The organism is Butyrivibrio sp. MC2021, from assembly GCF_000621605.1.
In the GTDB taxonomy this organism is placed as follows: Bacteria; Bacillota; Clostridia; order Lachnospirales; family Lachnospiraceae; genus Butyrivibrio.
Map to the genome: position 1 here is coordinate 173,429 of NZ_JHXX01000005.1, position 26,223 is coordinate 199,651.

General features: G+C 48.8%; 17 protein-coding genes and 1 riboswitch. Of the genes, 13 read left to right on the forward strand and 4 right to left on the reverse strand.

Features of this window, described 5'->3' with window-relative positions:
* Positions 1–75: 75 nt before the first annotated feature.
* The 11 genes from T359_RS0111455 (at position 76) to T359_RS0111510 (ending at position 17,881) form a co-directional block, all read left to right on the forward strand.
* A complete protein-coding gene (locus tag T359_RS0111455; protein WP_026517609.1) occupies positions 76–3,846 on the forward strand; it encodes a hypothetical protein in 3,771 nt (1,256 codons plus the stop codon).
* A gap of 202 nt (positions 3,847–4,048) precedes the next feature.
* On the forward strand, positions 4,049–5,008 hold the full coding sequence (locus T359_RS0111460; RefSeq protein WP_026517610.1) for a D-2-hydroxyacid dehydrogenase: 960 nt from the start codon (positions 4,049–4,051) through the stop codon (positions 5,006–5,008).
* Between the two features lie 87 nt (positions 5,009–5,095).
* A complete protein-coding gene (locus T359_RS0111465; RefSeq protein WP_026517611.1) occupies positions 5,096–6,553 on the forward strand; it encodes a GH25 family lysozyme in 1,458 nt (485 codons plus the stop codon).
* Between the two features lie 240 nt (positions 6,554–6,793).
* Positions 6,794–8,023 carry a UTP--glucose-1-phosphate uridylyltransferase gene (locus T359_RS0111470; protein ID WP_026517612.1) on the forward strand — a complete coding sequence of 410 codons (1,230 nt, stop codon included), beginning with the start codon at positions 6,794–6,796 and terminating at the stop codon, positions 8,021–8,023.
* Between the two features lie 112 nt (positions 8,024–8,135).
* Entirely contained in the window at positions 8,136–9,152 is a 1,017-nt protein-coding gene (gene galE / locus T359_RS0111475; protein WP_026517613.1) for a UDP-glucose 4-epimerase GalE, read from the forward strand.
* Positions 9,153–9,306: 154 nt separating this feature from the next.
* Positions 9,307–10,116 carry a phosphatase gene (locus T359_RS0111480; RefSeq protein WP_026517614.1) on the forward strand — a complete coding sequence of 270 codons (810 nt, stop codon included), beginning with the start codon at positions 9,307–9,309 and terminating at the stop codon, positions 10,114–10,116.
* Positions 10,117–10,363: 247 nt separating this feature from the next.
* Positions 10,364–10,633, forward strand: coding sequence for a hypothetical protein (locus tag T359_RS0111490; protein WP_026517615.1), 270 nt, complete (start codon positions 10,364–10,366; stop codon positions 10,631–10,633).
* A gap of 93 nt (positions 10,634–10,726) precedes the next feature.
* Positions 10,727–12,718, forward strand: a complete 1,992-nt coding sequence (locus T359_RS22195; protein WP_081795557.1) for a S1C family serine protease — start codon at positions 10,727–10,729, stop codon at positions 12,716–12,718.
* A 1,141-nt stretch (positions 12,719–13,859) separates the two neighbouring features.
* Positions 13,860–15,491, forward strand: coding sequence for an ATP-dependent Clp protease ATP-binding subunit ClpX (gene clpX, locus T359_RS0111500; RefSeq protein WP_026517616.1), 1,632 nt, complete (start codon positions 13,860–13,862; stop codon positions 15,489–15,491).
* A 67-nt stretch (positions 15,492–15,558) separates the two neighbouring features.
* A complete protein-coding gene (arcC, locus tag T359_RS0111505; protein ID WP_026517617.1) occupies positions 15,559–16,494 on the forward strand; it encodes a carbamate kinase in 936 nt (311 codons plus the stop codon).
* 7 nt (positions 16,495–16,501) lie between these two features.
* Entirely contained in the window at positions 16,502–17,881 is a 1,380-nt protein-coding gene (locus T359_RS0111510; RefSeq protein ID WP_035784323.1) for an MATE family efflux transporter, read from the forward strand.
* A 60-nt stretch (positions 17,882–17,941) separates the two neighbouring features.
* Here the strand turns inward: T359_RS0111510 and T359_RS0111515 are convergent, their stop codons facing one another.
* From T359_RS0111515 to T359_RS0111530, 4 genes are read right to left on the reverse strand one after another with little or no spacing between them, the layout of a single operon-like run.
* The gene (locus T359_RS0111515) at positions 17,942–19,873 is read right to left on the reverse strand and encodes a glycoside hydrolase family 2 protein (RefSeq protein WP_026517619.1); all 1,932 of its coding nucleotides are present in this window, start codon (positions 19,871–19,873) and stop codon (positions 17,942–17,944) included.
* Positions 19,860–20,612 (reverse strand): DUF975 family protein, encoded by a 753-nt coding sequence (locus tag T359_RS0111520; protein ID WP_026517620.1) that lies wholly within the window; start codon positions 20,610–20,612, stop codon positions 19,860–19,862. Before T359_RS0111520 ends, T359_RS0111515 begins: the two co-directional genes overlap by 14 nt.
* A 17-nt stretch (positions 20,613–20,629) precedes the next feature.
* A complete protein-coding gene (locus tag T359_RS0111525) occupies positions 20,630–21,127 on the reverse strand; it encodes a hypothetical protein (protein ID WP_026517621.1) in 498 nt (165 codons plus the stop codon).
* A gap of 24 nt (positions 21,128–21,151) precedes the next feature.
* A complete protein-coding gene (locus T359_RS0111530) occupies positions 21,152–21,559 on the reverse strand; it encodes a DUF4190 domain-containing protein (protein WP_026517622.1) in 408 nt (135 codons plus the stop codon).
* Positions 21,560–21,773: 214 nt separating this feature from the next.
* On the opposite strand from T359_RS0111530, the gene T359_RS20150 reads away from it, so the two are divergent.
* Positions 21,774–24,482, forward strand: a complete 2,709-nt coding sequence (locus T359_RS20150; protein WP_035784325.1) for a Tex family protein — start codon at positions 21,774–21,776, stop codon at positions 24,480–24,482.
* A 158-nt stretch (positions 24,483–24,640) separates the two neighbouring features.
* A riboswitch (SAM riboswitch) is annotated at positions 24,641–24,756 on the forward strand.
* A gap of 96 nt (positions 24,757–24,852) precedes the next feature.
* Positions 24,853–26,046 carry a methionine adenosyltransferase gene (metK, locus tag T359_RS0111540; RefSeq protein WP_026517623.1) on the forward strand — a complete coding sequence of 398 codons (1,194 nt, stop codon included), beginning with the start codon at positions 24,853–24,855 and terminating at the stop codon, positions 26,044–26,046.
* Positions 26,047–26,223 lie beyond the last annotated feature (177 nt).

Genomic DNA, 26,223 nt, shown 5'->3' on the forward strand with positions numbered 1-26,223 from the left:
GTACTGTTTTATAAAAAGTTTATATTTAGTTAATTTATTTTTAACCGAATATGAACCGAGGTTTTAGGAGGAAATATGAAATTTGAAAGTATGAAGTCTTTTTTTGGCAAAAGACTTATAACGGTATTGTTGGTTCCTGCAATTCTTACCTGCAATTTCACAGCTATCCATGCATCTGCTGATGAGACAATAGCAGCCATGGCAGAAGCTGAGTCTGAAGAATCTTCACAGGAAAATGCAGAAGAAACCCCAGAAGAAAACACAGAAGAAAACCATGAGGAGCAGTCCGACGACAGCGCCCAGGATCAGGGCGAGGAGTCCCAGGACAACAGCGAAGGCGGAGATAACTACGAAGAGTCCGATGAGAGCTCTGACAGCGGCGAAGGCTCAGAAGAGGGTGAGAACTCCGAAGGCGAGGACGCTTCTTCTACAGGTGCATCCACCGAGGAAGGCGATAACACAGATTCAGGAGAGGGCGCATCTACAGGCGCAAGTTCTGATAATTCAGGCTCTGACAGCTCTACAGATGCCACATCCGCTGACTCTGCAGACGCTTCAAGCAGCGCATCATCCGATGACAGCGCCGATGCCTCCAGCAGTGCATCATCAGAGGAAGCTGCAGATGCTGCCAGCAGTGCTTCCAGCGATGAAGAGTGGGAGGATGAGGACGTATCCGAGAACTCTGAAGGTGATGTAAGCGAAAATGATTCTGAAGATGAGGAAGAAGAGGACGAAATCGCCTTCACTTCAGAAGAAGATGTATTCGAAAACTTTGAACTTTCTATCGTTTATTATTTTGATGGCAGCAATGTTACAACCAAGGTATGCTTTCCCCGGGACTGCATCAAAGACAGGGATTTCAGTCTTAAGGGTGTAAGCGGCGAAGGCAAGGTACATTCTTTATTCACTATCGGAAGAATCAACAGTTCTTACGAGGAAGAGGGATCATATTACATCTATACCTTTGAGGGCTTTGTAAAATCATCGGATGTTTATGTTGTTGCACACAAAATACTGAGCTATGCAAACTATGGACACAATCGTGTAACCTACGAGTTTAGGGACAAAGTAAAGAAGCTTGAGGACTACAGCCCTTATCCTTCCCTTGAGGAGCTTGATTTCGGCGACGAACCTGAGGAGGTCCAGGAGGACGAAGAAGGTGGAGAAGGCGGCACAACCGACGAGACCTATGACAACACCCAGCTCTTTTACATCAACCCTTCTCAGCTTAAGAGCGATTATCTGACATACAGTATTTCATACATGAATCATAGTGATGACGCCTGCGTATTTTCACAGTTTGACGGTGAAGATGGATGGGGCGAATCCCTTTCGGTTGATTATATTGAAAATATGAAAACCGGCGAAGTTGTGTCAAATGCCTTTGGTGAGCTTCCTGAGGGTATGATGCCCCTTACACCTCTTAAGGTTGTATATGCCATCAAGCCCCGTGATACAGGCTCCATCAACGCACATCTCATGGCAAGACCCGGCGGACCCAGTACCCACTGCAAGATCATTGCCAACACCGATGGCAACACATCCATGAATATTGTAAATATCGATGGTGTGTATCCTGTAACCGATGTTGTAAAAGCAGCTGAGGAAAAGAATGATGACAACCTCACCCTGACAGCGGGAAATACCATCGTTATCAACACCGAGGGTACCTGCCTCACAGCCCGTGCTACAGATGACCACATCAAGGATATTGAATACATTACCTATAACTTTAGGGGTAACCGTAAAGACTGCATCGATCAGAGGTACGATTTTTCCGCAGATCAGAAGTCCTCAGTACGAAATGTCGAGGGCAATACAAAACAGATAACTGCAAATATCGGCTTCAGCGAACCCGGTGAGTACATCATCACCAATGTCAAGGGAAAAGATTACGCTGAGAATGAGAGCATAGATGAAAACTTCTCCACTGTAAAAGTACTCTATGCACCTAACGCACCTGTTCTTTCCCTGGATTCTCTTCATCCCGAACCCATGATCGAGGACGGTGAAAAGATCTACGAATTCGGTACTGAAGTTACCATGCAGGTAAAGATATCAGGCGGAATCATTTTTACAGATGACCGTTTTGTAGAGATGGTAAAGAGCTGCATTAAGGCAAAATGCGACGTTGAGTGCGGCAACAGCGGAAAGGCCTACGATTATGACGTAACCGATGTCAGCTATGCAAACGGCGTAAACAGCGCAACAATTCATTTCAGAGGCACAGGAAAGTATGTTGTTTCCGTAAGCTCCGGCAATGTGACAGATGATTGCGGCACAGCCATTATCTGTGATGGAGTTTCAGGTGATACCTTCACAATTGAGCCTGAGGTTCCAAACGCTGCAAAGAAGACTGTTCAGAAGAGCGCACCAAAGAACGGTTTCTACTACAATGAAGCTGTAATAGAGAGCGTTGTTTTCGACAGAAAGAACATTGAAAAATACATTTACATCGAGAATATCGAGGCAGGTCTTCCTACCAAAACTCCCAAGCTTGAGTTTGAGACAGCAGGAAAGCAGACCATTGCCAAGGCTGTCATGGACGAAGACGGCAGATACTGCTTCAAGATCTGCTACAGAAGACGTAAGCACAGCAAAGTAGTTGAGATGGAATTTGACACCTATGTCATCGACAGAAAGGCTCCTTTCGTAAGCTTTACTGAGGTTGAGAACTTCTCAGCCAACAACGGCAAGGTTGCTCCTGTCATCAACTGCACCGATGAGAATATGGATAAAAAGGTTACTTCCATCAGAGTCATCGGCTCCAACAACGGCGAGGTTCAGTTAAAGAACTCCGTATCAGAATCCATGGACGGAATCATTATCTCCTGCGCGGATTTCGCAAGGGATAAAAAGACCGACGACCTCTATACCCTTGAGGCCACTGTAATGGACCTTGCAGGTAACGAGACCAAGGAGACCCTTGTATTCTCCGTTAACCGTTTCGGCTCAGTATTCGTTCTGGGCGAAGACACCAAGGCCATGAATGAGCAGTACTACACCAACGATCCTACAGATGTAACCATCACAGAAATCAACGTAGATGACCTTGTTACCCGTGACGTATCTGTAACCCGTGACGGAAGCCTCAGAAAGCTCAACAGCGAGACTGATTACAGGGTAAACAGACAGGGTGACAACACCAGCTGGAAGACCTATACCTACAACGTAGACAGACTCAATTTTGATAAAGACGGTGTTTACTCTGTAACTCTTTACACCAAGGACAGAGCCACCAACGAGATGGACAACAAGAGCAGAGATGCTGAGATCGAGTTCGCTGTTGATAAGACAGCTCCCAGTATCGTAGTTGCGGACATCGAAGAGCACGGAATCTACAAGGAAGAGTCCCATTCCTTCAATGTTGACGTAACAGACAACATGGGCATTGTGAGCTTCACGGTTTACAACAACGGTAAGGCTGTAGACAGCTTCACGGGAAAAGAGCTTGAGGCAGACGGAAACGTTGAGACCATCACTCTTAAAGAGAGCAAAGAACCTCAGAACATCACTCTTATTGCCAAGGACATAGCAGGCAACAAGCAGACTCTTGTTTTCACAGACGTAATGATCTCAACCAAGGAGATCAAGACAGCGGAGACTCCTACCAGCAGTAAGCCAAGCACTACTCCGGCTACAGCTGAGCAGCCCATCACTGTAACAGGCACAAACGACCAGGAAAATAACGACACAGAAAATGCCACAACCGGCATCTCCGGCGAGATCGACAAGAAAGAGTTCCCTTACAAGAAAGTGGGAGCTGTGGCAATGGCACTGGCATGCGTTGCAGCCGCAGGCGGAGCAGGATTCATGATCCGCAGAAGAAAACAGAAGAAAGCGTAAGCTTTATATTTGAGAAAGTGAGGCCTTAGACCTCACTTTCTTTGCTTTACGATGGGGGACATTGATGTTATTATGTTGGGGAAATTCTGAAGAAAGTTATGTTGGGAAAATGAGAATAAAAGGATTGTTTAAGACAGGTTTGGCCACGGCTCTGGCTTATCACTGACCAAAAATATTAAGATTGTTCCATAGGAGGCAAAAGATGAAAATAGTAGTTGCAGATACAGACAGCATCGGATCAGATATGGACTACAGTATCTATGACGAGCTGGGAGAAGTAGTTTATTATGAGGACAAAGTAACAGAAGAAAACGCCAAGGAAAGGCTCAAAGGCGCACGGATCCTGATGATCAACAAGAGTCAGATCACGGACAAACTCCTGGATGATGCTCCTGACCTTGAGCTTATCTGCGAATTCGCAACGGGCTTTGATAACGCCAATATTCCCGCCTGCGACAGGCACGGAGTCAAGGTGGCCAACGTGGTGAATTACTCCACCGCGTCAGTGGCACAGCACACCTTCGCAATGCTTTTTTACCTGATGGAAAATCTCCGTCACTACGACGAGTTTGTCAAAAGAGGCGACTATGCGGCCCAGTCCCATTTTTGCTGCCTGGATATTCCATTCGAGGAGCTGGATGGCAAGACCTACGGTATCGTGGGAATGGGAAATATCGGCAGGAAGGTGGCACAGATCGCCACTGCCTACGGAGCAAAGGTTATATTCTATGCTTCCTCAGGTAGCAGCGACTGCACCGATTATGAGCAGGTCAGCTTTGATGAGCTTCTAAGGAGAAGTGATGTAATCTCCCTTCACTGCCCTTTGAGTGACAGAACCCGCAATCTCTTTAACAAAGACGCTTTTGACAAAATGAAGAAAAATGCGATCCTTATAAATGTTGCCAGAGGCGCCGTAGTCAGCGAGCAGGATCTTTTCGATGCGTTGGATCAGGGAAAGATAAAGGCAGCAGGCCTTGATGTTCTGAGCCCCGAGCCCATGGCCAAGGATTCGCCCCTTCTTAAGATTCAGGACAGCGGAAAACTTATCGTGACACCGCACCTTGCCTGGGCCAGCACCGAAGCCCGCACCAGATGCCTTATGGAAGTTAAGAAAAACGCTCAGGCCTGGATGAACGGCACTCCCAGGAATTTAGTGAACTGACAGTCATTTATTTTACATTGACCTTATGTAAAGCTCTCCCGTATAATATTTGTTAAGAAATGTTTAACAATATTGCGGGGGAGTATTATGTTGGGAAAAATAGGGAAGAAACTATTATCTTCAGGAATGCTGCTTTCATGTGTGGCACTCCTTTCTTTTTCGCCTGCGGCGGCTGTACATTCACAGGCAAGAGGCGCTGAAGTAGCTGTGGGAATCGATGTTTCCAAGTATCAGGGAGGCATCAACTGGCAGCAGGTCAGAAACTCAGGCGTTCGTTTCGCCATGATCAGAGTAGGTACCACCAAAAAGGGACTGGATGAACAGTTCGTCAACAATATAAACGGAGCAAATGCAGCGGGAGTAAGGACCGGTGTTTATATCTATTCCTATGCCACAACTCCGGAGCAGGCAGCAGCGGAGGCCAATCAGGTTCTTGCCTGGATCGCGCCCTACGCCATCACCTTCCCGGTGGCAATAGATATAGAGGACTCCTGCCAGAAGGGCCTTAGTGCGGTGCAGCTTCAGGCCATCGCCGACACCTTCTGCGGCATCATCAACGCCAACGGCTATGAGCCCATGGTTTATTCCAATAAGAACTGGTTCCAGAACAGAATGCCCAATGTGGCTTCCGCCAAATGGATAGCTCAGTACGGTCCTGTCTGCGAATATGCCGGCGAGTATGCTATGTGGCAGTCTTCAAGCCGCGGCAGCTTTGCGGGAATCGCAGGAAGGGTTGATGTTAACCACCTTTATTCAGACTATTTTTCAAGGATAATAGGTGAGGGCTTCAACAGCTGGGGCGGACATACCTTCTACTATCACAACTGGCGCAAGACCTATGGCTGGATCAATCTTGAGACCGGTAGATATCATGCCGAGGCCAACGGCTTTATCCAGACCGGCTGGTTCCAGGACGAAAGCGGTATCTACTACCTTGATCCCAATGAGGGAGGCCGCGCCAAGACAGGATTTGCGGATATCGACGGAGCTCGTTTCTACTTTAATGAAAACGGTGTGAGATGTACCGGACTTCTTAATCTGGGAGGCCCTGTTTATTACGCAAATGCAGACGGTGTCTGCCAGAAGGGCTTTGTTACCCTGGAGGACGGTGTTCACTATTTTGGCGATGATTATGTAATGCTTGTGGGCCTTCAGCCTGTAGGGGATGCTTATTATCTCTTCGGTGAAAACGGCGTGATGTTCACCGGATGGTCAGGAGATGTCAGTGCAAGATACTACTTTGGTCCCGACGGAAAAATGGTAAAGGGCTGGAATGCCATCGACGGCAAGTCCTTCTACTTCGGTGAGGACGGTCGCATGGTTCTTGGTCAGGCCGGAATCGGAGACGGCATCTACTATCTTGATCCCGCAGACGGCCACCAGGTTGTGGGCTGGGTACAGCAGCCCGACGGCTGGCACTACTACGACGCCAACAACGGCAAGATGCTGGCCAACGTGACAGCACTTCTTGATAACGTAAACTGCACCTTCGACAAGAACGGTGTGCTGGTTGATCCCGCAGGCTGGACACCGGGACAGAAATAACATAGAATTGGGTCAGGCTACTGTAGATTGCTATAGTACCTGACTCTTTTTTTGTGTGAACGGTATCGAGCTCATTCGGAGGCCCTACTCTGCTTATTATGTTTTTGTCAAAAGAGCCACAGTTGTCAGATACAATGGTAACTAAATAGCTCTCTTTGACTTATAGTTCATTTGTGATAGAATAAATCGGTTGATTTTAAAAAAGCGCTTATGACACATTCAATAGGAAAGGAAATAGCTATGAATTACGGGGAAGCAAAAGCAAAGCTTGAAAAATTCGGGCAGACACATGTACTTAAGTACTATGATGAGCTCACAGAGGCTGAGAAGGCAGAACTTCTTCAGCAGATAGAGGAGACAGATTTCGCGGTTCTTGAGAACTGCAAGCTCCTGGGCAAGGGCGGAGAAAGAGGAGTGTTCGAGCCTCTTGCTGCTATGCAGGTGAGTGAGATCGAGGCAAGAAAAGAGGAGTTTGAGAAGGCCGGAGTAGAGGCACTTAAGGCCGGCAAAGTTGCTGCATGTCTTCTTGCAGGCGGCATGGGCACAAGACTTGGCTCAGACAACCCCAAGGGAATGTATGACATCGGACTTACCAAGCCCGTTTATATTTTCCAGAGAATCATCGAGAACCTTCTTGATACAGTGAAGGCTGCAGGCGGCAGCTACATCAGACTCTTTATCATGACCAGTGAAAAGAACAATGATGCCACTATCGGCTTCCTGAAGGAGCACAACTTCTTCGGATATCCTGAGGAGAAGATCACTTTCTTCAAGCAGGACATGGCTCCCGCTTCCGATTACGACGGAAAGGTTTATATGGAAGGCAAGGGCAGAATCTCCACATCTCCCAACGGCAACGCAGGCTGGTATTCATCCATGCTTAAGGCAGGCCTTCGTGACCTGATCCTCAAGGAAGGTATTGAGTGGATCGATATTTTTGCAGTGGACAACGTTCTTCAGAGAATCGCAGATCCCTGCTTCGTTGGTGCAACTGTAAGCGCAGGCGTTGACTGCGGCGCCAAGGTTGTAAGAAAGAACGCTCCCGATGAGAAGGTAGGCGTTATGTGTCTTGAGGATGGCAAGCCTTCAATCGTTGAGTACTACGAGCTTTCACAGGAGATGGCTGATGCCAAGGACGAGAACGGTGATCCCGCTTACAACTTCGGCGTTATTCTTAACTATCTTTTCAACGAGAAGGCTCTTTACGAGATTTCACAGAACACACTTCCTCTTCACGTAGTTGAGAAGAAGATTCCTTATATCGATGAGAACGCAGAGCTGGTTAAGCCGGAGGCTCCCAACGGCTGCAAGTTTGAGCAGCTGGTTCTTGATATGATCCATGAGCTTGATTCATGTCTTCCTTACGAGGTAGTAAGAGAGCACGAGTTCGCACCTATCAAGAATCCTACAGGAAAAGATTCTGTTGAGTCCGCAAGAGAGCTTTGCAAGCTTAACGGCATTGAACTGTGATCTAACATTTCGACAGGTCTTGGTAACAAAAGAACGTTGCCATAGCGGCGTTGTATCACTACAATAAGACAAAAGTAAACATAAAATTAGACTTGATAAAGAGAGGTAGAAAATGGCTATTCTTGTTACAGGTGGCGCAGGCTACATCGGATCCCATACAGTAGTTGAACTGCAGAATGCAGGCTACGACGTTGTCGTTATGGACAACCTGGCTAATTCCAGCCAGAAGGTTATCGGCAGGGTAGAAGCCCTCACCGGTAAAAAAGTTCCTTTTTACGAGGCAGATATCAGAGACCGCGAGGGTCTTGAGAAGATCTTTTCCGCTGAAAAGATTGACAGTGTAATTCATTTCGCAGGACTTAAGGCCGTTGGCGAGTCAGTGGCCAAGCCCTGGGAGTACTACGATAACAATATTACAGGAACCCTTACACTGGTTGATGTTATGAGAAAGCATGGCTGCAAGAACATCATCTTCTCATCATCAGCAACAGTTTACGGCGATCCCGCGATTATCCCTATCACAGAGGAATGCCCTAAGGGAACCTGCACCAATCCTTACGGCTGGACCAAGTCCATGCTGGAGCAGGTGCTTACAGATATTCAGAAGGCCGATCCCGAGTGGAACGTGGTTCTCCTTCGTTACTTCAATCCTATCGGAGCCCACAAGTCAGGCACCATCGGTGAGAATCCTAACGGAATCCCCAACAACCTGATGCCTTACATCACACAGGTTGCAGTTGGCAAGCTTCCACAGCTCAGTGTTTTCGGTAACGATTATGACACTCCTGACGGCACCGGAGTTCGTGATTACATCCACGTTGTGGACCTGGCCCAGGGCCATGTTAAGGCTCTTAAGAAGCTTGAGCCCGGCAGCGGACTTAACATCTACAATCTTGGAACCGGCGTTGGCTACAGCGTTCTTGATATCGTCAATAACTTCCAGGAAGCCACAGGGGTTAAGATCCCTTATGTGATCAAGGACAGACGTCCCGGGGACGTTGCAACCTGCTACTCCAATGCCGACAAGGCCAAGAGAGAGCTGGGCTGGACTGCAGAGAACGGAATCAAGGAAATGTGCGCTGATTCCTGGAGATGGCAGAGCCAGAATCCTAACGGATATGAGGATTGAGCCTTAACAAAATTAAAGTTTTGACCGATATAATAAGCGATAAAAGGTAATAAAACGAAATGCTTACATGCTTGCATAGTAAGCATTTTGTTTTAATTCCCGTATATCGCCTAAAACTGGGGGAGTATTTGGGGATAACAGGAAAGAGGTAAATATGTATCGAATCGAATGTGATACCCATACTCATACTTTTTATTCAAGGCATGCCTACTCCACTATTGAGGAGAACGTGAAGGCGGCCAAGAAGGCGGGCTTAAAGCTCCTGGCCAGCACCGATCATTTCAGCGATATGCTTTATGCGGATTATAAAAATATAAAGAACTACCAGTATTTCTTTGGTGTGGACCAGTGGCCCAGGGAGTGGCACAAGGTGACTCTCCTTCGGGGCTGCGAAGCTGATGTGGTGGACCTGGAGGGACATCTTTTCGGCCATGACATCATCTGCCCGGAATCCATAATCGGGGACCCCTACGAGGGTGACCCTACCCTGCAGGAGCTGGTTTTCAAAAAGATGGACTTTGTCATTGCCAGCGTCCATTCCAAGCGTTTTGCGGAAGGGGCGGGCATTGCCAGGACCACGGAGATGTATCTGAAGATCCTGGAGAATCCGAAGGTGTACTTCATCGGACACATCGGACGGGCGGGAGTTGCTTTCGACATGGACACGGTCCTTAACCGGGTAAAAGAGCTCCACAAAGCCATCGAGATCAACGAGCACAGCTTTGTGTGGGAGGGAGACCACCAGGAGCTCTGCGCCAAAATCGCCGAGAGGTGCGCAGAGCTTGGGGTCAAGATCTGCGTCAACACCGATGCCCACATCGCCTGCGACATCGGCAAATTCGACAGAGCCCTGAAAGTGCTGGAGACCGTGCACTTCCCGGAGGAGCTGATAATCAATCACTCAAGAGAGAGCTTTATCAGCGGCCTCAGTGCCAGCGGAGTATTACCAAGGCCGATACTGTGAGGAATATTGTTTAGTTGGCTCCCCTTCCGCCCTTCATAACCTCCCGCATCAAAATCCATTGTCCCAACCTTCCCGATTGTATATAATTGTGGCTGAGTGTGCACAAAGCATACCCAGCCAATTTTTTTACCGGAGAGCAATAATGCTAAAAGAGTATAGGAAGATAATAAAAGAACTAATGGGACCGGAACAAAATGTATCTGGTAAAGGAAAAGGGAGAATACAATAAATTATTTGGAGAAAAATTATGTTTAGACTTTGGGTAAAACTTATAGATAACAACCACCTTCTGCGTGACACTGTGATCTGCGACGATACAGTAGACACCAGAACTCACAAGGTGATGAATTCCATAGAAAAGGCCTGCTACGAGCTGGACCTCTCCAAGCCCATCTGGCTTGATAACATCGTCAAGGACTTCCAGCTCCACAACAAATGCCGCTTCGGCAAGGACGCTTTCATAGAAGAAATCTCTTTTGACTACATGGAAATCCAGGTCCTGGAGGAGGACTATTAAATTTCTTAATTTTTATATTAGATTTGCAACACAATTTCTTCACAAACTGCCTCTATACTTTAAGTCATAATCGAAAGGAAGAGGTGATATACCATGTATGAACAGAACGACAATGAACTGAAAAATGGTGTGGGAAATGAAAATACTTCTTCAACAGAGGAACTTACAAGAACAAATTCTTCTGCAAGCAGCAATTCTTATGTAGATAATACCTACAATAACAGTCCGAACCCCAACCCTAATTACAGGGGTTATGACTACGGACAGAATCGCCAGACATATGTTGGTGGGACATATGGGGCGCAGCAGGGACCAAGACCTTATGGCACTCAGCCTGATCCGAGAACCTATGGTGCTCAGCAGCCGGGAACCTATGGCGCTCAGCAGCCCGGAAACTATGGCAATGCACAGCCGGTGAACAACTATGACGCCGGACAGCCTGCAAGAACTTACGGCGGCTATAGCAGAGCAGCACAGGATACTCAGGAGACACAGAGCAGCGCTGAGAACACAACAGCCATCAGCGAGCCCAAGCCTGCATTTGGCGGATATACAGGTTCCAACGCAACAGCAAGTCCTTTCAGCGGACCTTATGGCTATGGACAGACTCAGACCCAGAGCCAGACACAGACTCCCGAGAGAGACGCGGTAACAGGCCAGACCTACGGCACTTACCAGTATGCCAGCGCAACAACCAATTCCACTGCGACTTCCAAGCCTGAGGCTAAAAAGAACAATGCCTGGAAGATAATAGCAGCTTCTCTTGCAGCTATAACGCTTCTTGGAGTCAGCATCGGATCAGCATATTACACATACAACAAGATCTCAGGAAGTAATCAGGTAGCACAGATTGAAGAGAAGGAGACAGCTCCCGAGACAGAAGAGGTTCAGGAACAGCCTGCTCAGAAGTCTGTTACCAAGACTGATTCCAACAACATTCAGACAACAACAGTTACAGGCCAGACAATGGCAGTAGTTACCGATGTTACCGAGGTGGTAAAAGAGGTTATGCCTGCCCTTGTTATGATCCACAACAACTATACAGTTTCAGGCAACTATTTCGGATATACCTACAAGGATGAAGCAACAGCTTCAGGAAGCGGAATCATCGTAGGACAGAACGATTCAGAGCTTCTTATAGCAACCAACTACCACGTTATCGAGGGTGCGGATACTCTCGAGGTTATCTTTTCCGATGACTCAACAATCGAGGCGGTAGTTAAGGGTACAGCTTCAGATATGGACCTTGCGGTTATCGCAGTATCCCTTGATGCCATCGGTTCAGATACTCTTGATACCATCAAGATCGCAACCCTTGGTGACAGCGATGCCCTGGCTCTCGGAGAGCCCTGCGTAGCCATCGGTAATGCCCTTGGCTATGGCCAGTCCGTTACAACCGGTGTTATCTCAGCTCTTAATCGTGATGTTGAGATCGCAGAAGGCGTTACCCGCAGCTTTATCCAGACAGATGCAGCCATCAACCCCGGTAACTCAGGCGGAGCCCTTCTTAATCTTCAGGGCGAAGTAATCGGAATCAACTCCAACAAGCTTGGCGGAGACACAATCGAAGGAATGGGATATGCTATTCCTATTTCAGCAGCACAGCCTATTATTGAGAAGCTCATGAACGAGCAGACCAAGTTAAAAGTAGCTGAGAGCCAGAGAGGCTACATCGGCATCAGCGGCGTCAGCGTAAGCTCAGATGTTTCAGAGATCTACGGACTTCCTCAGGGAGTTTATATCGCAGAACTTCAGAGAGGCGGCGGAGCAGAGGCAGCAGGCATTCAGAAGGGTGATGTTATCACATCCTTTGACGGCGAAGAGATCACTTCCATGGAGGATCTACAGAACAGACTTCAGTACTATGCTGCAGGAACCGAAGTTACAATAACTGTAATGAGACAGAACGGAAATGAGTATGTCGAGGAGACATATGATGTGACCCTTGGCGGAGCGAACAGCGATGGCTCCAGCCAGAGCGAAGGCGACAGCAACGGAGCAAGCGGCCACTACGACGGACAGCAGATGCCCGGCAAGCCAGAAGACAGAAATTCCGGGTCCGGTCACCAGCGCGGAGGTAACTAAATTGTATCCCGGAAGTCCGGGGCTACTAAGCAAAATAGATTTACTCAAAAATAAAACGAAGCATTGATGGTTTTCACAGTGTTCAGACTGGCCATCAATGCTTCGTTTTTTGCCATGAATCATCGTCCTCGCCTAAAGGTCTAAAAGTATAATAGTAAAGAGAATTGACGACCGGAGGACGTTCTTGGAGGGAACCTTCGAGAAGCTTCCCTCCGCCACTTGGGCATCCTCTCTGTAAGCTTTATCTCTGGGCGCTGCCCAGACACGTCCTCGCCGGAAGGCAGGAGGGCCGGCGAAAAAGATGCCGGCCCCCGCCCGGAATAGGATTTATCCGTGTCATGATATCAAGGGCTTTCGCGGCATAAATCCTCGCGCGAGATAGTATATGGCTCTCCGCCAAGCCTTTGGCGCTGCGGTTTATTCCACGGTCCCTTGACATCATTCCCGCTCCGGGAAGTGGCGTGAAAGATGAAGAAAAGGTTTGATCTGTTGCTGATTCTGTACTAACCACACGCACAGAGCTCATAATATAATTCCTACGTGTAGTGTTTTTCAGAAAACAACACGCAGAAAGAGCATAATTGTTCCGAAACACGTGTAGTTCTGGCATTGAATAGTACACGCAGAATGGTAGCCTCTATATTCTGGCGTGTTTATGGGGGTGAAAAATCAGGAAAATAGGATAAGATCTATGTGTATCTTATCCTATTTTGCTCTCGGGAAGAGATCTCTGCGTTACTTCAGCAGCCATATTTTCCCTGAGCGGGAATGAAGTCAAAGAACCGTGGAATAAACCGCAGCGCCACAGCCTGAAGAGAGGACTTTGATTACCCCGAGCGAGGATTTATGCCGCGAAAGTCCTTGACGGAATGGAGCGACCAATCCTTATCTTCCGGGATGGCACCTTTAGTGCCATCCCTTGATTACCCAGGGGGAACTTCGCTATCCACAATCTTATGGGAGGCCAAATGTTTCCTTACCTCGCCAATAGCTTCCGTCCCCCTTGCAAATACCACCCAGCCTTGTTAAGAGAAACTTAACTTGATTAGCGTAAGTAGCGATAATATAATAACCCCATAGGTTTAACCTACTTTGAGAGAATAATAAGGAAACTAAATAGATATAGAGGAGTAAGTAATAAATGACAGATAACAGAAATGACGATTTTGATTTCAGAGAAGTAACTGATGATGAGAGGGTTGATATCGAGGACAGACCCTACACTGTAGAATATGATAAGAACAATCAGTTTACTTCAGATTTAGATGGCGACAATTCAAGTAGAAACACAGATGATTCCGGCAAGACTTCTGCCGGCACCGGCTCAGGCAACAACACCAATAACAACGATACCGGCTACGAGGATGTCTGCTTTATCTGCAGAAGACCTGAGAGCAAGGCTGGCCAGATGTTCCATCTTCCCAACAACATCTGCATCTGCAATGACTGTATGCACAAGACCATGGATACAGTTACCCAGTTCGACTATCAGAACATGCTCAACAATCCCAACCTCATGAACGAGCTTAACAAGAACACAGGCGGTTTCCCGGGAATGGGCCTCTTTGATATGGGTATGCCAGGCGGTTTCAACTTTGGAGGCGGCATCCCCAATACACAGAAGATCAAGAAAAAGAGCGAAAGCACAGTAAAACCTGCTTTTGACATAAAGAACATCCCGGCTCCCCACAAGATCAAGGCCAAGCTTGACGAGTTCGTCATCGGACAGGACCAGGCCAAAAAGGTCATGTCCGTTGCGGTTTACAACCACTACAAGAGAGTTGCCACAGACACCATGGACGATATTGAGATCGAGAAGTCCAACATTCTTCTCCTGGGTCCCACCGGAAGCGGCAAGACTTATCTTGTTAAGACCCTGGCCAAGCTTCTGGATGTGCCTCTTGCCATCGCAGATGCCACCTCCCTTACAGAGGCAGGCTACATCGGCGACGATATCGAGAGCGTAGTAAGTAAGCTTCTTGCGGCTGCAGGCAATGATGTGGAGAAGACCGAGCACGGAATCATCTTCATCGACGAGATCGATAAGATTGCCAAGAAAAAGAACACAACTTCAAGGGATGTCAGCGGCGAATCCGTTCAGCAGGGAATGCTCAAGCTCCTGGAGGGCTCCAATGTGGAGGTTCCCGTAGGCGCAGGCAGCAAGAATGCCATGGTTCCCCTGGCAACAGTTAACACAAGAAACATCCTCTTTATCTGCGGCGGAGCATTCCCGGATCTTGAGGAGATCATAACCCAGAGACTTAACAAGCAGACCTCCATCGGTTTCGATGCGGACCTCAAGGACAAATATGAGAACGACCCGAACCTTCTCACCAACGTAACCGTTGATGACCTGAAGAAGTTCGGCATGATCCCTGAGTTCCTGGGACGACTTCCCATCATCTGCACACTCCAGGCTCTCACCAAGGAGATGCTGATCAAGATCCTGAAGGAGCCCAAGAACGCTATCCTCAAGCAGTACCAGAAGCTCTTGGCTCTTGACGAGGTGGACCTTCAGTTTGACGACGGCGCCCTGGAAGCCATCGCGGAGAAGGCCATGGAAAAAGACACCGGAGCCCGTGCTCTTCGTGCTATCATCGAGGAGTTCATGCTGGATATCATGTATGAGATTCCCAAGGACGAGAACATCGGCCGCGTGACCATAACCCGTGACTACATAGAGGGCAAGGCTTCTCCTCTTATCGAGATCCGCGGGGATGTGGCACAGCCAAAGCTCCCGACACTTAACACAGAACAGGCAACATCTGTTTGATTAATCCTTTCAAATACAGCGGGGATGGGGTAAAATAGGAATATCTTTTTTATACACGGAGGGTGATATGGAAAATATTAAGGCGGTAGTTTCTCTTGGACACGAGGCACTTGGTGTTACCACCAATGAGCAGAAGGATGCCACCAAGAAGACAGCGAAGGCGCTGGCGGATCTTGTTGAGGCAGGATATCAGCTGGTTATTACACACAGTAACGGACCTCAGGTCAGCATGATCCACAAGGCCATGACTGAGCTTCACAGAATTTATATCGACTACACAGCAGCACCCATGTGCGTTTGCAGCGCCATGAGCCAGGGCTATGTGGGCTACGATATTCAGAATTCACTGAAGGCAGAGCTTACCGGCCGCGGTATCTCCAAGCCTGTCAGCACTATCCTGACACAGGTTACAGTTGATCCCTATGACGAGGCCTTTTATGCGCCCACCAAGGCCATCGGACGTAACATGTCAAAAGAGGATGCTGATGTAGAGATCAAGAAGGGCAACTTCGTAAGAGAAGAGCCCGGCAACGGCTACAGAAGGATCATCGCAGCACCCAAGCCCATAGATATCGTTGAGATTGACGCCATCAAGGCTCTCGTTGATGCGGGGCAGGAAGTTATCGCCTGCGGAGGCGGCGGAATTCCTGTAATCCAGCAGGGACATGTCCTCAAGGGCGCATCCGCTGTTATCGAGAAGGATGCCATTGCCGGTAAGCTGGCAGCTGACCTTGGCTCCGACAGACTTATCATTCTTACCTCTGTTCCCTGCGTTTACAAGAACTTCGGGAAAGAGGACCAGGAGCCCATCACCAATATGACCGTTGCCGATGCAAAGAGATACATCGAAGCCGGACAGTTCGGCGAAGTAGACATGCTTCCCAAGATCGAGGCAGCCATCGAGTTCCTTACAGCCAACAACAAGGGCTCAGTTCTCATCACATCCCTGGATGCTGTTGCAGACGCACTTAAGGGCAAGGCAGGAACGCTTATCACATATTAAAAATATTATGAGTACAAATTCTAAGACAAATAATATAAAAGACCTTACTGTGGGCGATCCCATGAAGCTCATTTTCGGATTTGCCATTTCTCTTTTATGGGGAATGCTTTTCCAGCAGCTTTATAACATCATCGATACCGCCATCGTTTCCTGGTTTCTGGGAAAAGAGGCCTACACCGGCATGGGAACCACAGGGGCCGTGAACTTCCTTATCATGGGCTTTTGCATGGGTGTGTGCAACGGTTTTGCCATCCCCGTGGCCCAGAGATTCGGAGCAAAAGACTATAAAAGCATGAGAAGGTTCGTCTCTCATGCTATTATTCTCTGCAGCATTTTTGCTGTAATCATGACCGTCATCGTCAGTATCTTCTGCAGGCAGATCCTGGTGGCCATGAAGACCCCGGCGGACGTTCTTGAATATGCTTATCAGTACATCATCGTGATCTTTATCGGAATCCCCGTAACCTACATGTACAATCTGCTCTCCGGCATCATCAGAGCCCTGGGAGACAGCAAGCACCCGGTTCAGTTCCTCATCATCGCATCCATCATCAACATCGGACTGGACCTTCTCTTTATCCTGCCCTTCCACATGGGAATCACGGGAGCAGCCCTGGCTACGGTTATTTCACAGTTTATTTCAGGCCTTATGTGCCTTATTTTTATCATCCGTAAGATCGAGATCCTTCACCTGAAAAAAGAGGACTGGAAGCTGGACAGATCCCATTTCTTCATCCTCTTCAACATGGGTGTTCCCATGGGACTGCAGTATTCCATCACTGCCATCGGCAGCGTGATCCTGCAGACCGCAATCAACAGTCTCGGCACCGATGCAGCAGCAGCGGTGACCACTGCCGGCAAGGTGGGAATGTTCTTCTGCATTCCCTTTGACGCTCTGGGCTCAACCATGGCCACCTATGGCGGACAGAACGTGGGAGCCAAAAAGCTGGATCACCTGTCCCAGGGCCTTGTGGCAGCCATAAAGCTGGGCTGCGGCTATGCTATCCTGGCCTTCGTGGTACTGTTCTTCTTCGGCCGATATTTTGCCATGATCTTCCTTGATCCCGGCGAAGTTGACTGCCTCAACAATGCCCACAAGTTCCTGATCCTGAACTCCGCATTTTATATACCACTGGCACTGGTAAATATAGTGCGATTCCTTATTCAGGGCATGGGCTACTCCATGTTCGCCATCTTGGCAGGAGTAATGGAGATGATAGGCCGAACCCTTATAGCAGTTTTACTTGTGCCTCTCATTGGCTTTACAGCCATCTGCCTGGCAAGCCCCGTGGCATGGGTTCTGGCGGATGCTTTCCTTATCCCGGCCTTCATCATTGTCCGGAACAGGCTAAAGAAGATCTTCAGCGGGCAAGTGGAACTATATTAAACCTTGAACAAAAATTAAGCCAAGTCAGTTGCTGTTTCAGCATCATGACTTGGCTTTTTCTTAGCTATTCAGATTCTTGGACATATTCGGATCAAGATTAGGATTTACCTTGGTTATCCTACGGTCATAGGTCATAAGGCCGTTGACCTCTTCCTCCACATCGCTGACCTGGGTATAAACCGCCCCGGACAGGCCCTTGGGAATCAGGGGCTTAAGGGATGCGTTGATAAGGTTGTAGTAGGCAACTCCGAAGGAGTCAAGGGTGTCGAATTTTTTGTAGCCGTAGACTCTGTCCACGCTGGAGTGGCCGTCTATATGACAGGTGAGACCTCCGTACTCGGAAATAACAAAGGCGCGGCCCTCCTTGTCGATCTCTACGGAAAGGGGTCTGAAGTAGTTGTGAACACTTCTAAAGCTGCCGCTGCCCTCATCAAACCAGCCGCTGGCCTGATCGATGGGCCTTGAGTCATCCAGCTCTTTTGCCATAACGGTGGCACCGGCGGCGTTGAACTGTCCCCAGCCCTCGTTAAAGAGCACCCAGGTGCCGATGGAGGGCACGTTGTAGAGATAGCGGATGGTGTTCTGCATCTCGCGAAGCCACTCGCTGCGGCCCTCTGCGGAACCTCTGGAGAAGGTCTTGTAGTAGGCGGGACCGTCGTTCATCCTTCCGAAGACCTTCGGGAAAAGAGTGGGAAGGTAGCTCACCACGGGCTTGGCGTAGGAGGAGCCTCCGCTTACCATGTCCTGCCACACGATCATGCCCAGTCTGTCGCAGTGGTAGTACCAGCGGGCTGACTCGATCTTGATGTGCTTTCTCATCATATTGAAGTGGAGACGTTTCATCTCCTTGATATCGAAAATAAGAGCCTCGTCGGAGGGGGCGGTGTAGAGCCCGTCCGGCCAGTAGCCCTGATCCAGAACGCCCATCAGGAAGTAGGGCTTGTGGTTCAGGCAAAATCTGGTGATGCCCTTGTCATCTTTTTCCGTAGAAAAAAATCTGATGGCGAAATAGGAGCGGACCTTATCCTCCTCAGCCTCGATGTGCAGAGGATAGAGATAGGGATCCTCCGGGGTCCAGAGATGGGGCTCCTTAAAGGTAAGTCTGAAATGGTAGTAGCAGTAGCCGCTGCCTATGTTATCCTCTCCCATGCTGGGATATGTGTCCGAGGAAAAAGAGGCATCTGCTGCAAATACAGTCTCGTAGCTGTCGCCGGAGGCGGGGGACTTCACCATTTCCTGGCCCGGTGCCTTCAGTGTGACCTTGCAGGGGCGGTTGGTGGAGACCTCGATGGAAACTGTCTGCAGGTCCTCCTCCGGTCTTATGTGGATTTCCCTGATATAGGTGGCGGGGACTTCTTCGATCCAGACAGTCTGCCAGATGCCGCTCTGGGCGGTGTAGTACATGCCGCCACGGCGAAGAGTCTGCTTGCCTCTGCTGTGGTAGGAGGAGTCACTGGTATCTTTTACCCTGACAGCAAGGCTGTTGCCTCCTGCTGTAGCGCCATCCTCGGAGAAATTAAGGAAACCTGTGATGTCCACCGTAAAGGGAAGATAGCCTCCGCTGTGGGAGCCTATGAGCCTGTCATTGACATAGACATCGGCGAACTGATCGACAGCTCCGAAGTGGAGCAGGTATCGTGAATTTGCAAATTTTCTTGTGAGGGTGGGAAGTTCTCTTTTGTACCAGAGATACTGATCCGGCTCAAGGCGCCTTTCCACCTCTGAGAGCATGGACTCCGGTGAAAAAGGAACCAGGATCTTACCCTCCATGATGTCCTGTGAGGGAATCTCCTCACCTTCCTTATCGGGAACAATGCAGTAATCCCAGAAACCGTTGAGATTCACATAGCTGTCCCTGACAAACTGAGGTCTGGGGTATTCCTTCAGTACATTATTTTTATTAAGCTTCTCGCCCCAGGGGGTAAAGAGTCTGTTTAAAATGTCGTCCTCGTGTGGCTTATCGATAGCTTTGATTGCATCAATTAAGTCCATTTTCACCTTCTTCTTTCTGCGCTGCGGCGCCGGACATCAGGTCCTGATAAAATGCTGCCATGGTGGCATAGGTGTAAACATTGACCCAGAGCAGTGGTATGAAAAGGGTAATGATACCCAGAAAATACAGTGGAAGGAAGCTCAGGTTAAGAAGGAAATATTTGAGCTTTTTGCCCTTCATCATGTGAAGAGCGGTGGTGACAAGCTGCTGCACGGACCAGTCAGGGAAGTCGTGGAGCAGGAAGTAAACCTGGGAAAATGCGATCTTGACGTAGATGATGGCCAGCAGGGTCACAAACAATACCAAGAGATAAGTCATGGGATAACCGGATCCCCCCTGGGTTCTGGAAAAGAACAGCACCAGGTAGGAAGGCAGCATAAGGATGTTGAGGATGACCTCCAGAATACCTGTGATGGCCACGGCCTTCTGGGGCTGCTGCTTGAATCCGAAGAAGATATCCGAAACGGTTATGGTCTGGGAATAGATAAGATTCATATAAAGATAAGCCTCACCGGATATAAAGACTCCGAGAAGCGTGTTGACTACTATTGTGATAAGCCATGAGAGGATAAGCGGGACGATTCCTGTGGCACCTGCGGTAAATGCTGAAGTTATGCTGCCCACAATGAATCTGATGGTGATGAGAATTAGCGTGGCCCCGATCAAAGTGCCATACCTTCCTAAAGACCTTTCCTTGGCGATAGCCTTAAGCTGTGATGATGTTTTGAGTTCTGACATTGGATGTGCTCCCTGCCTTAGCCGGCAAGGTCGATATTTGCTCCCACAGTGCCCTGTCTGTCCAGGGATTTTCTGGCCTGCTGGTAAGGATTTTCTTCATTGGTATATTTTATCTTGGTGGCGGTGGTTCCGCCGCTGACATAGGTTCTGCCGCACTCGGGGCAGATAGCTGTTTTTATTGAAACGGATGCCTGAAGTACCTTGCCGTTATTCATGGCTGCATCCTTGTAGGCGTTACTTACATGCTCGGCTTCGTGGCCGCGAACTCTTGCTGCTGCGGCCTGAGGGCTTATGTGTTGTGCGGTTTTGAAGGATACCATTTCGTCGGAACCGTCCTGATATTTGCGCTCCTTGCAGGTCTGACATTCCGCAGGGGAGGACTTCCTTCCGGGTTGAACCTCGGTTGATTCGGAAGGATTAAGAATGGGTTTGGAGTCTTCAGCCCGAGCGGCGCCGGGAGATCCGAAGAATCCCACTGCTCCATATCCACTATTTACAGCACCGATAATACTCATAGGCACCTCTTTTCCGAACGCGCGTCAGTTGCCGGGGGTTCCCATTAACTCCTGCAGCGTCTCGTCAAAGCTTACTCCGTAAAGCTGTTCCGAAAAAGTATTTACCTCTTTGCGCATCTCGGGATTGGTCATAACCATGTGGAAGCTGGATATTATCACTGCATATCCCACTATGATGCCCAGTGTTCCGTAGAAAATACCTTTTTTGGCCTGGGGAAGGAGCTTTTTTGCCATGCCCTTGGAAAGGATGGCCATCATGATAGCTACGCCTCCCAGCACGATGCCAATATATCCGAAAAAGCAAAACGGAACGGATAAAAGTCCTGCAACCATGGCCACATTGGCGAGGCTCACATGCTGATCCAGTTCGTTGTGCTCCTGGTTGTAGTTGTAATTGTTGTAAAAATACTTATCGTCCCCGTTTTCGCCCATCAATACTTCCTCGCATATTTACTCATTGTTACTTTGATAATACATTAAAACCGCGTTTTTTACAACGTTTCGGGGCTTTTGTAAAGTCTTGAAAATGGCCGCAAAGGCTTGGTATAATAGGGGAGTGCGTGCTGTTTATGAAAAGTTCAGCAAAATTTACCGCTGAGTTTATCGTAAGCGGCTAGAGTTTTTTCAGTTAGTTAGCGAGGATAGTATGGATATTGTATTAAAGATCAAAGAAGAGCTTGGAGTTGAGAAATGGCAGGTTGAGGCTGCGGTGAAGCTTATAGATGAGGGCAACACCATTCCTTTCATCTCCCGTTATCGTAAGGAAGTGACAGGTTCACTCAACGACGAGCAGCTTCGTAATCTGGACGAGAGACTTAAGTATCTGAGAGGTCTGGAGGAGAGAAGAGAAGCGGTTCTGGCTTCCATCGAGGAGCAGGGCAAGCTTACAGATGAGCTTAGAGAAAAGATCATTGCGGCTGAGACCATGGTTGCAATCGAAGACCTTTACCTTCCTTATCGTCCGAAGAGAAAGACAAGAGCAAGCGTTGCAAGGGAGAAGGGCCTTGAGCCTCTGGCACAGATCCTTCTTGCCCAGGAGACAACCAAGCCCCTTCAGGAGGAGGCAGCAGCCTTCGTCGATCCTGAAAAGGGTGTCAATGATCCCGCGGAGGCCCTTCAGGGCGCCATGGACATCATCGCCGAGGATGTTTCCGACAACGCTGACTTTAGAACATATATAAGAGAAGCAACAATGGAGCAGGGCAAGCTCACCAGTAAGGCTAAGGATGAGAAGGCCCAGAGCGTTTATGAGATGTACTACGACTACGAGGAGCCCGTGGGCAAGGTTCTTGGCCACAGAGTTCTGGCCCTCAACAGAGGCGAAGCCGAGAAGTTCCTGGTGGTCAAGATCGAGGCTCCCGAGGAGCAGATCCTTCAGTACCTGAACAAAAAGATGCTCAAGAACGACAATCCTGTCACAACTCCCGTTATCGAGGAGATCAACCAGGATGCATACGAGAGACTTATCGCTCCCGCCATCGAGCGTGATATCAGAAACGAGCTCACAGAGAAGGCTGAGGACGGCGCTATTTCAGTATTCGGCAAGAATCTGACACAGCTCCTTATGGCCCCGCCCATAGCAGGCAAGACTGTTCTTGGATGGGACCCCGCCTTCAGAACAGGCTGCAAGCTGGCCATCGTAGATGCCACCGGCAAGGTTCTTGACACCAAGGTCATCTACCCCACAGCTCCTCAGTTCAAGGTGGATGAGGCCAAGGCAGAGCTTAAGAAGCTCATTGATAAATATGATGTAGACCTTATTTCCGTAGGTAACGGAACAGCTTCCAGAGAGTCCGAGCAGGTGATCGTGGAGCTGATAAAAGAGCTGGACAGACCCCTTCAGTACGTTATCGTCAACGAGGCCGGTGCTTCCGTTTATTCAGCAAGTAAGCTGGCTACCGAGGAGTTCCCTCAGTTTGACGTGGGACAGCGTAGTGCCGCTTCCATCGCAAGAAGACTTCAGGATCCTCTGGCAGAGCTTGTTAAGATCGATCCCAAGTCCATCGGTGTAGGCCAGTACCAGCACGACATGAATCAGAAAAAGCTTGGCGAGACCCTGGAGGGCGTAGTTGAGGACTGTGTTAACAAGGTAGGTGTTGACCTGAACACCGCATCAGCTCCTCTTCTTCAGTATATTTCAGGTATCAGCAAGGTTATTGCCAAGAACATCGTTGATTACAGAGAAGAGCACGGCAAGTTCGAGAAGAGAGCAGATCTTCTCAACGTTCCGAAGCTGGGACCCAAGGCCTATGAGCAGTGCGCAGGTTTCCTTCGTATCGCAGACGGTGAGAACCCTCTGGATGCCACCAGCGTACACCCTGAGTCCTACGAGGCTACACTGAAGCTTATGGACAAGCTGGGCATCACTTTTGACGACGTAAGAGCAGCTCAGAAGAACGCAGCCAAGGCGGTTCTTGAGAAAAAGCCCGCTCCCGCAGAAAAGCCCCGTCCTCAGAAGAAGCCCAAGCAGGTTGTTATCAAGAATACAGGCACAGCCATGGGAGCAGCCCTTGCGGCAGCTCTTGCAGGCAGCAATTTTGCAGTGGTAGAAGACGACAGCAAGGATTCCGGCAAGAAGTCACAGCAGGCACAGCCTCAGGCAGCCGGAGCTTCTGTAGGTTCCCTTTCCAAGAAGGTTACAGAGGCTGAGAAAAAGAAGCTCTCTGAGGAGCTTGGAATCGGTGAGATCACCCTTACAGATATCCTCTCCGAGCTTGAGAAGCCATCCCGTGACCCCCGTGAGAGCATGCCCGCACCTATCCTTAGGAGCGATGTCCTTGACATGAAGGACCTTAAGCCCGGCATGGTTCTTAAGGGCACAGTCAGAAACGTAATCGATTTTGGTTGTTTCGTAGATATAGGCGTTCACCAGGACGGCCTTGTACATATCTCCCATATCACAGACAAGTTCATCAAGCATCCTCTTGAGGCTGTCAGCGTAGGAGATATCGTAGATGTTCAGGTCCTTGATGTGGAGCTGGATAAAAAGAGAATCTCTCTTACCATGAAGCTTCAGGATCCCGCCAAGGTTGCGGCAGAGGCAGCAGCCAAGGCAGCTCAGCGTCCCGCACCCAAGGCAGCCCCGGCAGCAGAGAAGAAGGCTGCTCCCAAGAAGACTTCCGTAGTTGCCCAGGTGGCAGCAGCATCCGGAGTTACCAAGAAGCCGGCAGCACCCAAGGCAGCTCCGGCGCAGAAGGTGGCAGCACCTAAGACAGCAGAAGCTTCAGCTGAGCCAAAGCCCGTTAAGAAGGTAGTTAAGAAGCCCGTTTCTGCAGATGGCGCAGCTACCGCAGAGACTCCTAAGAAGTTCAAGAAAAAGGGCATCGTTATCTTCAAGGGCAATGCCAACGACTAAAGGCCTGATAATTTAATTACAGATACAAAAGAGTAAGCGGTAAATAATATTGAGAAAATGTGCTAATAATTTATTCTTTCTATTGATTTATTCCTATTCTTGCGTTATCATTCAGTAACGGACATGAAAATGTCCAAATTAGTTTACAACTTAATGTTCTCTTATTCAGAGTGGTGGAGGTACATAGGACCTGAGAAGCCACGGCAACCCCTTAACAAGGAAGGTGCCAACCTGAGCGTGCAACCCAATTATTTTGGACAACGAGCAATAAGAGGATCTGAAATCGGTCAGTTCCGCTTGTTTGTGTAGCACGCACCAGACAAGCGGATTACTTTTTGTTTAGGCGCTTATGCGCAAGAAAGGAATAAGAATGGATAAATTTATTTTTACTTCTGAGTCAGTTACTGAGGGACATCCTGATAAGATCTGCGATAACATCTCTGATGCTATCCTTGATGCCTGCATGGCACAGGATCCCATGAGCCGTGTAGCCTGCGAGACAACAGCCTGCACAGGTTTCGTACTTATCACAGGTGAGATCACAACCAAGGCTCACGTTGATTATGCCAAGATCGCTCGTGAGACCATCTGCGAGATCGGTTATGACAGCTCTGCAAAGGGCTTCGACGGCAACACCTGCGCAGTTCTTGTAGCTCTTGATCAGCAGTCAGCTGACATCGCTATGGGTGTTGACAAGGCTCTTGAGGCCAGAGAGAACAACATGACAGATGAGCAGCTCGAGGCAATCGGTGCCGGCGACCAGGGTATGATGTTCGGCTATGCAACCAACGAGACAGAGGAGTACATGCCTTACGCTATCAGCCTTGCTCACAAGCTTGCCAAGAAGCTTACAGACGTAAGAAAGAACGGAACTCTTCCTTACCTCAGAGCAGACGGCAAGAGCCAGGTTTCTGTTGAGTATGATGAGAACGGCAAGGTTAAGAGACTTGAGGCCATCGTTATCTCAACTCAGCATGATGAGAAGGTTACTCAGGAGCAGATCCACGAGGATATCAGAAAGCATGTTATCGATACAGTAGTTGATCTTTCTCTTGTTGATGAGAACACCAAGATCTACATCAATCCTACAGGACGTTTCGTAATCGGCGGACCTCAGGGTGACGCAGGACTTACAGGACGTAAGATCATCGTTGACACCTACGGCGGAGCAGCTCGTCACGGCGGCGGAGCTTTCTCAGGTAAGGATTGCACCAAGGTTGACCGTTCAGGCGCTTACGCAGCAAGATATGTTGCAAAGAACATCGTAGCAGCAGGCCTTGCAGACAAGGCTGAGATCCAGCTTTCATACGCTATCGGTGTAGCACAGCCTACATCAATCCTTGTTGATACCTTCGGCACAGGTAAGGTTTCAGATGAGAAGCTCACAGAGGCAGTTCGTAAGGTATTCGACCTTCGTCCTGCAGGAATCATCAAGATGCTTGACCTTCGTCGTCCTATCTACAAGCCTACAGCAGCTTACGGCCACTTCGGACGTAACGACCTTAACCTTCCTTGGGAGGCTACAGACAAGGTTGAAGAGCTCAAGGCAGCAGTACAGGGTTAATTTAATCCGCAATAATAACGGGCGAAACCCGCAGAAATGCTGGTTTTCGTCTGTGTCGTAATTCATTAAAATTCAAAAACCAGAAACAGCCTCATTTCGACGTTGCTCATAGCAATCGGCTGTTTCTGGTTTTTTCATTTTATGAATTATCTCCTCGTCCGAGAACTGGCGCATTTT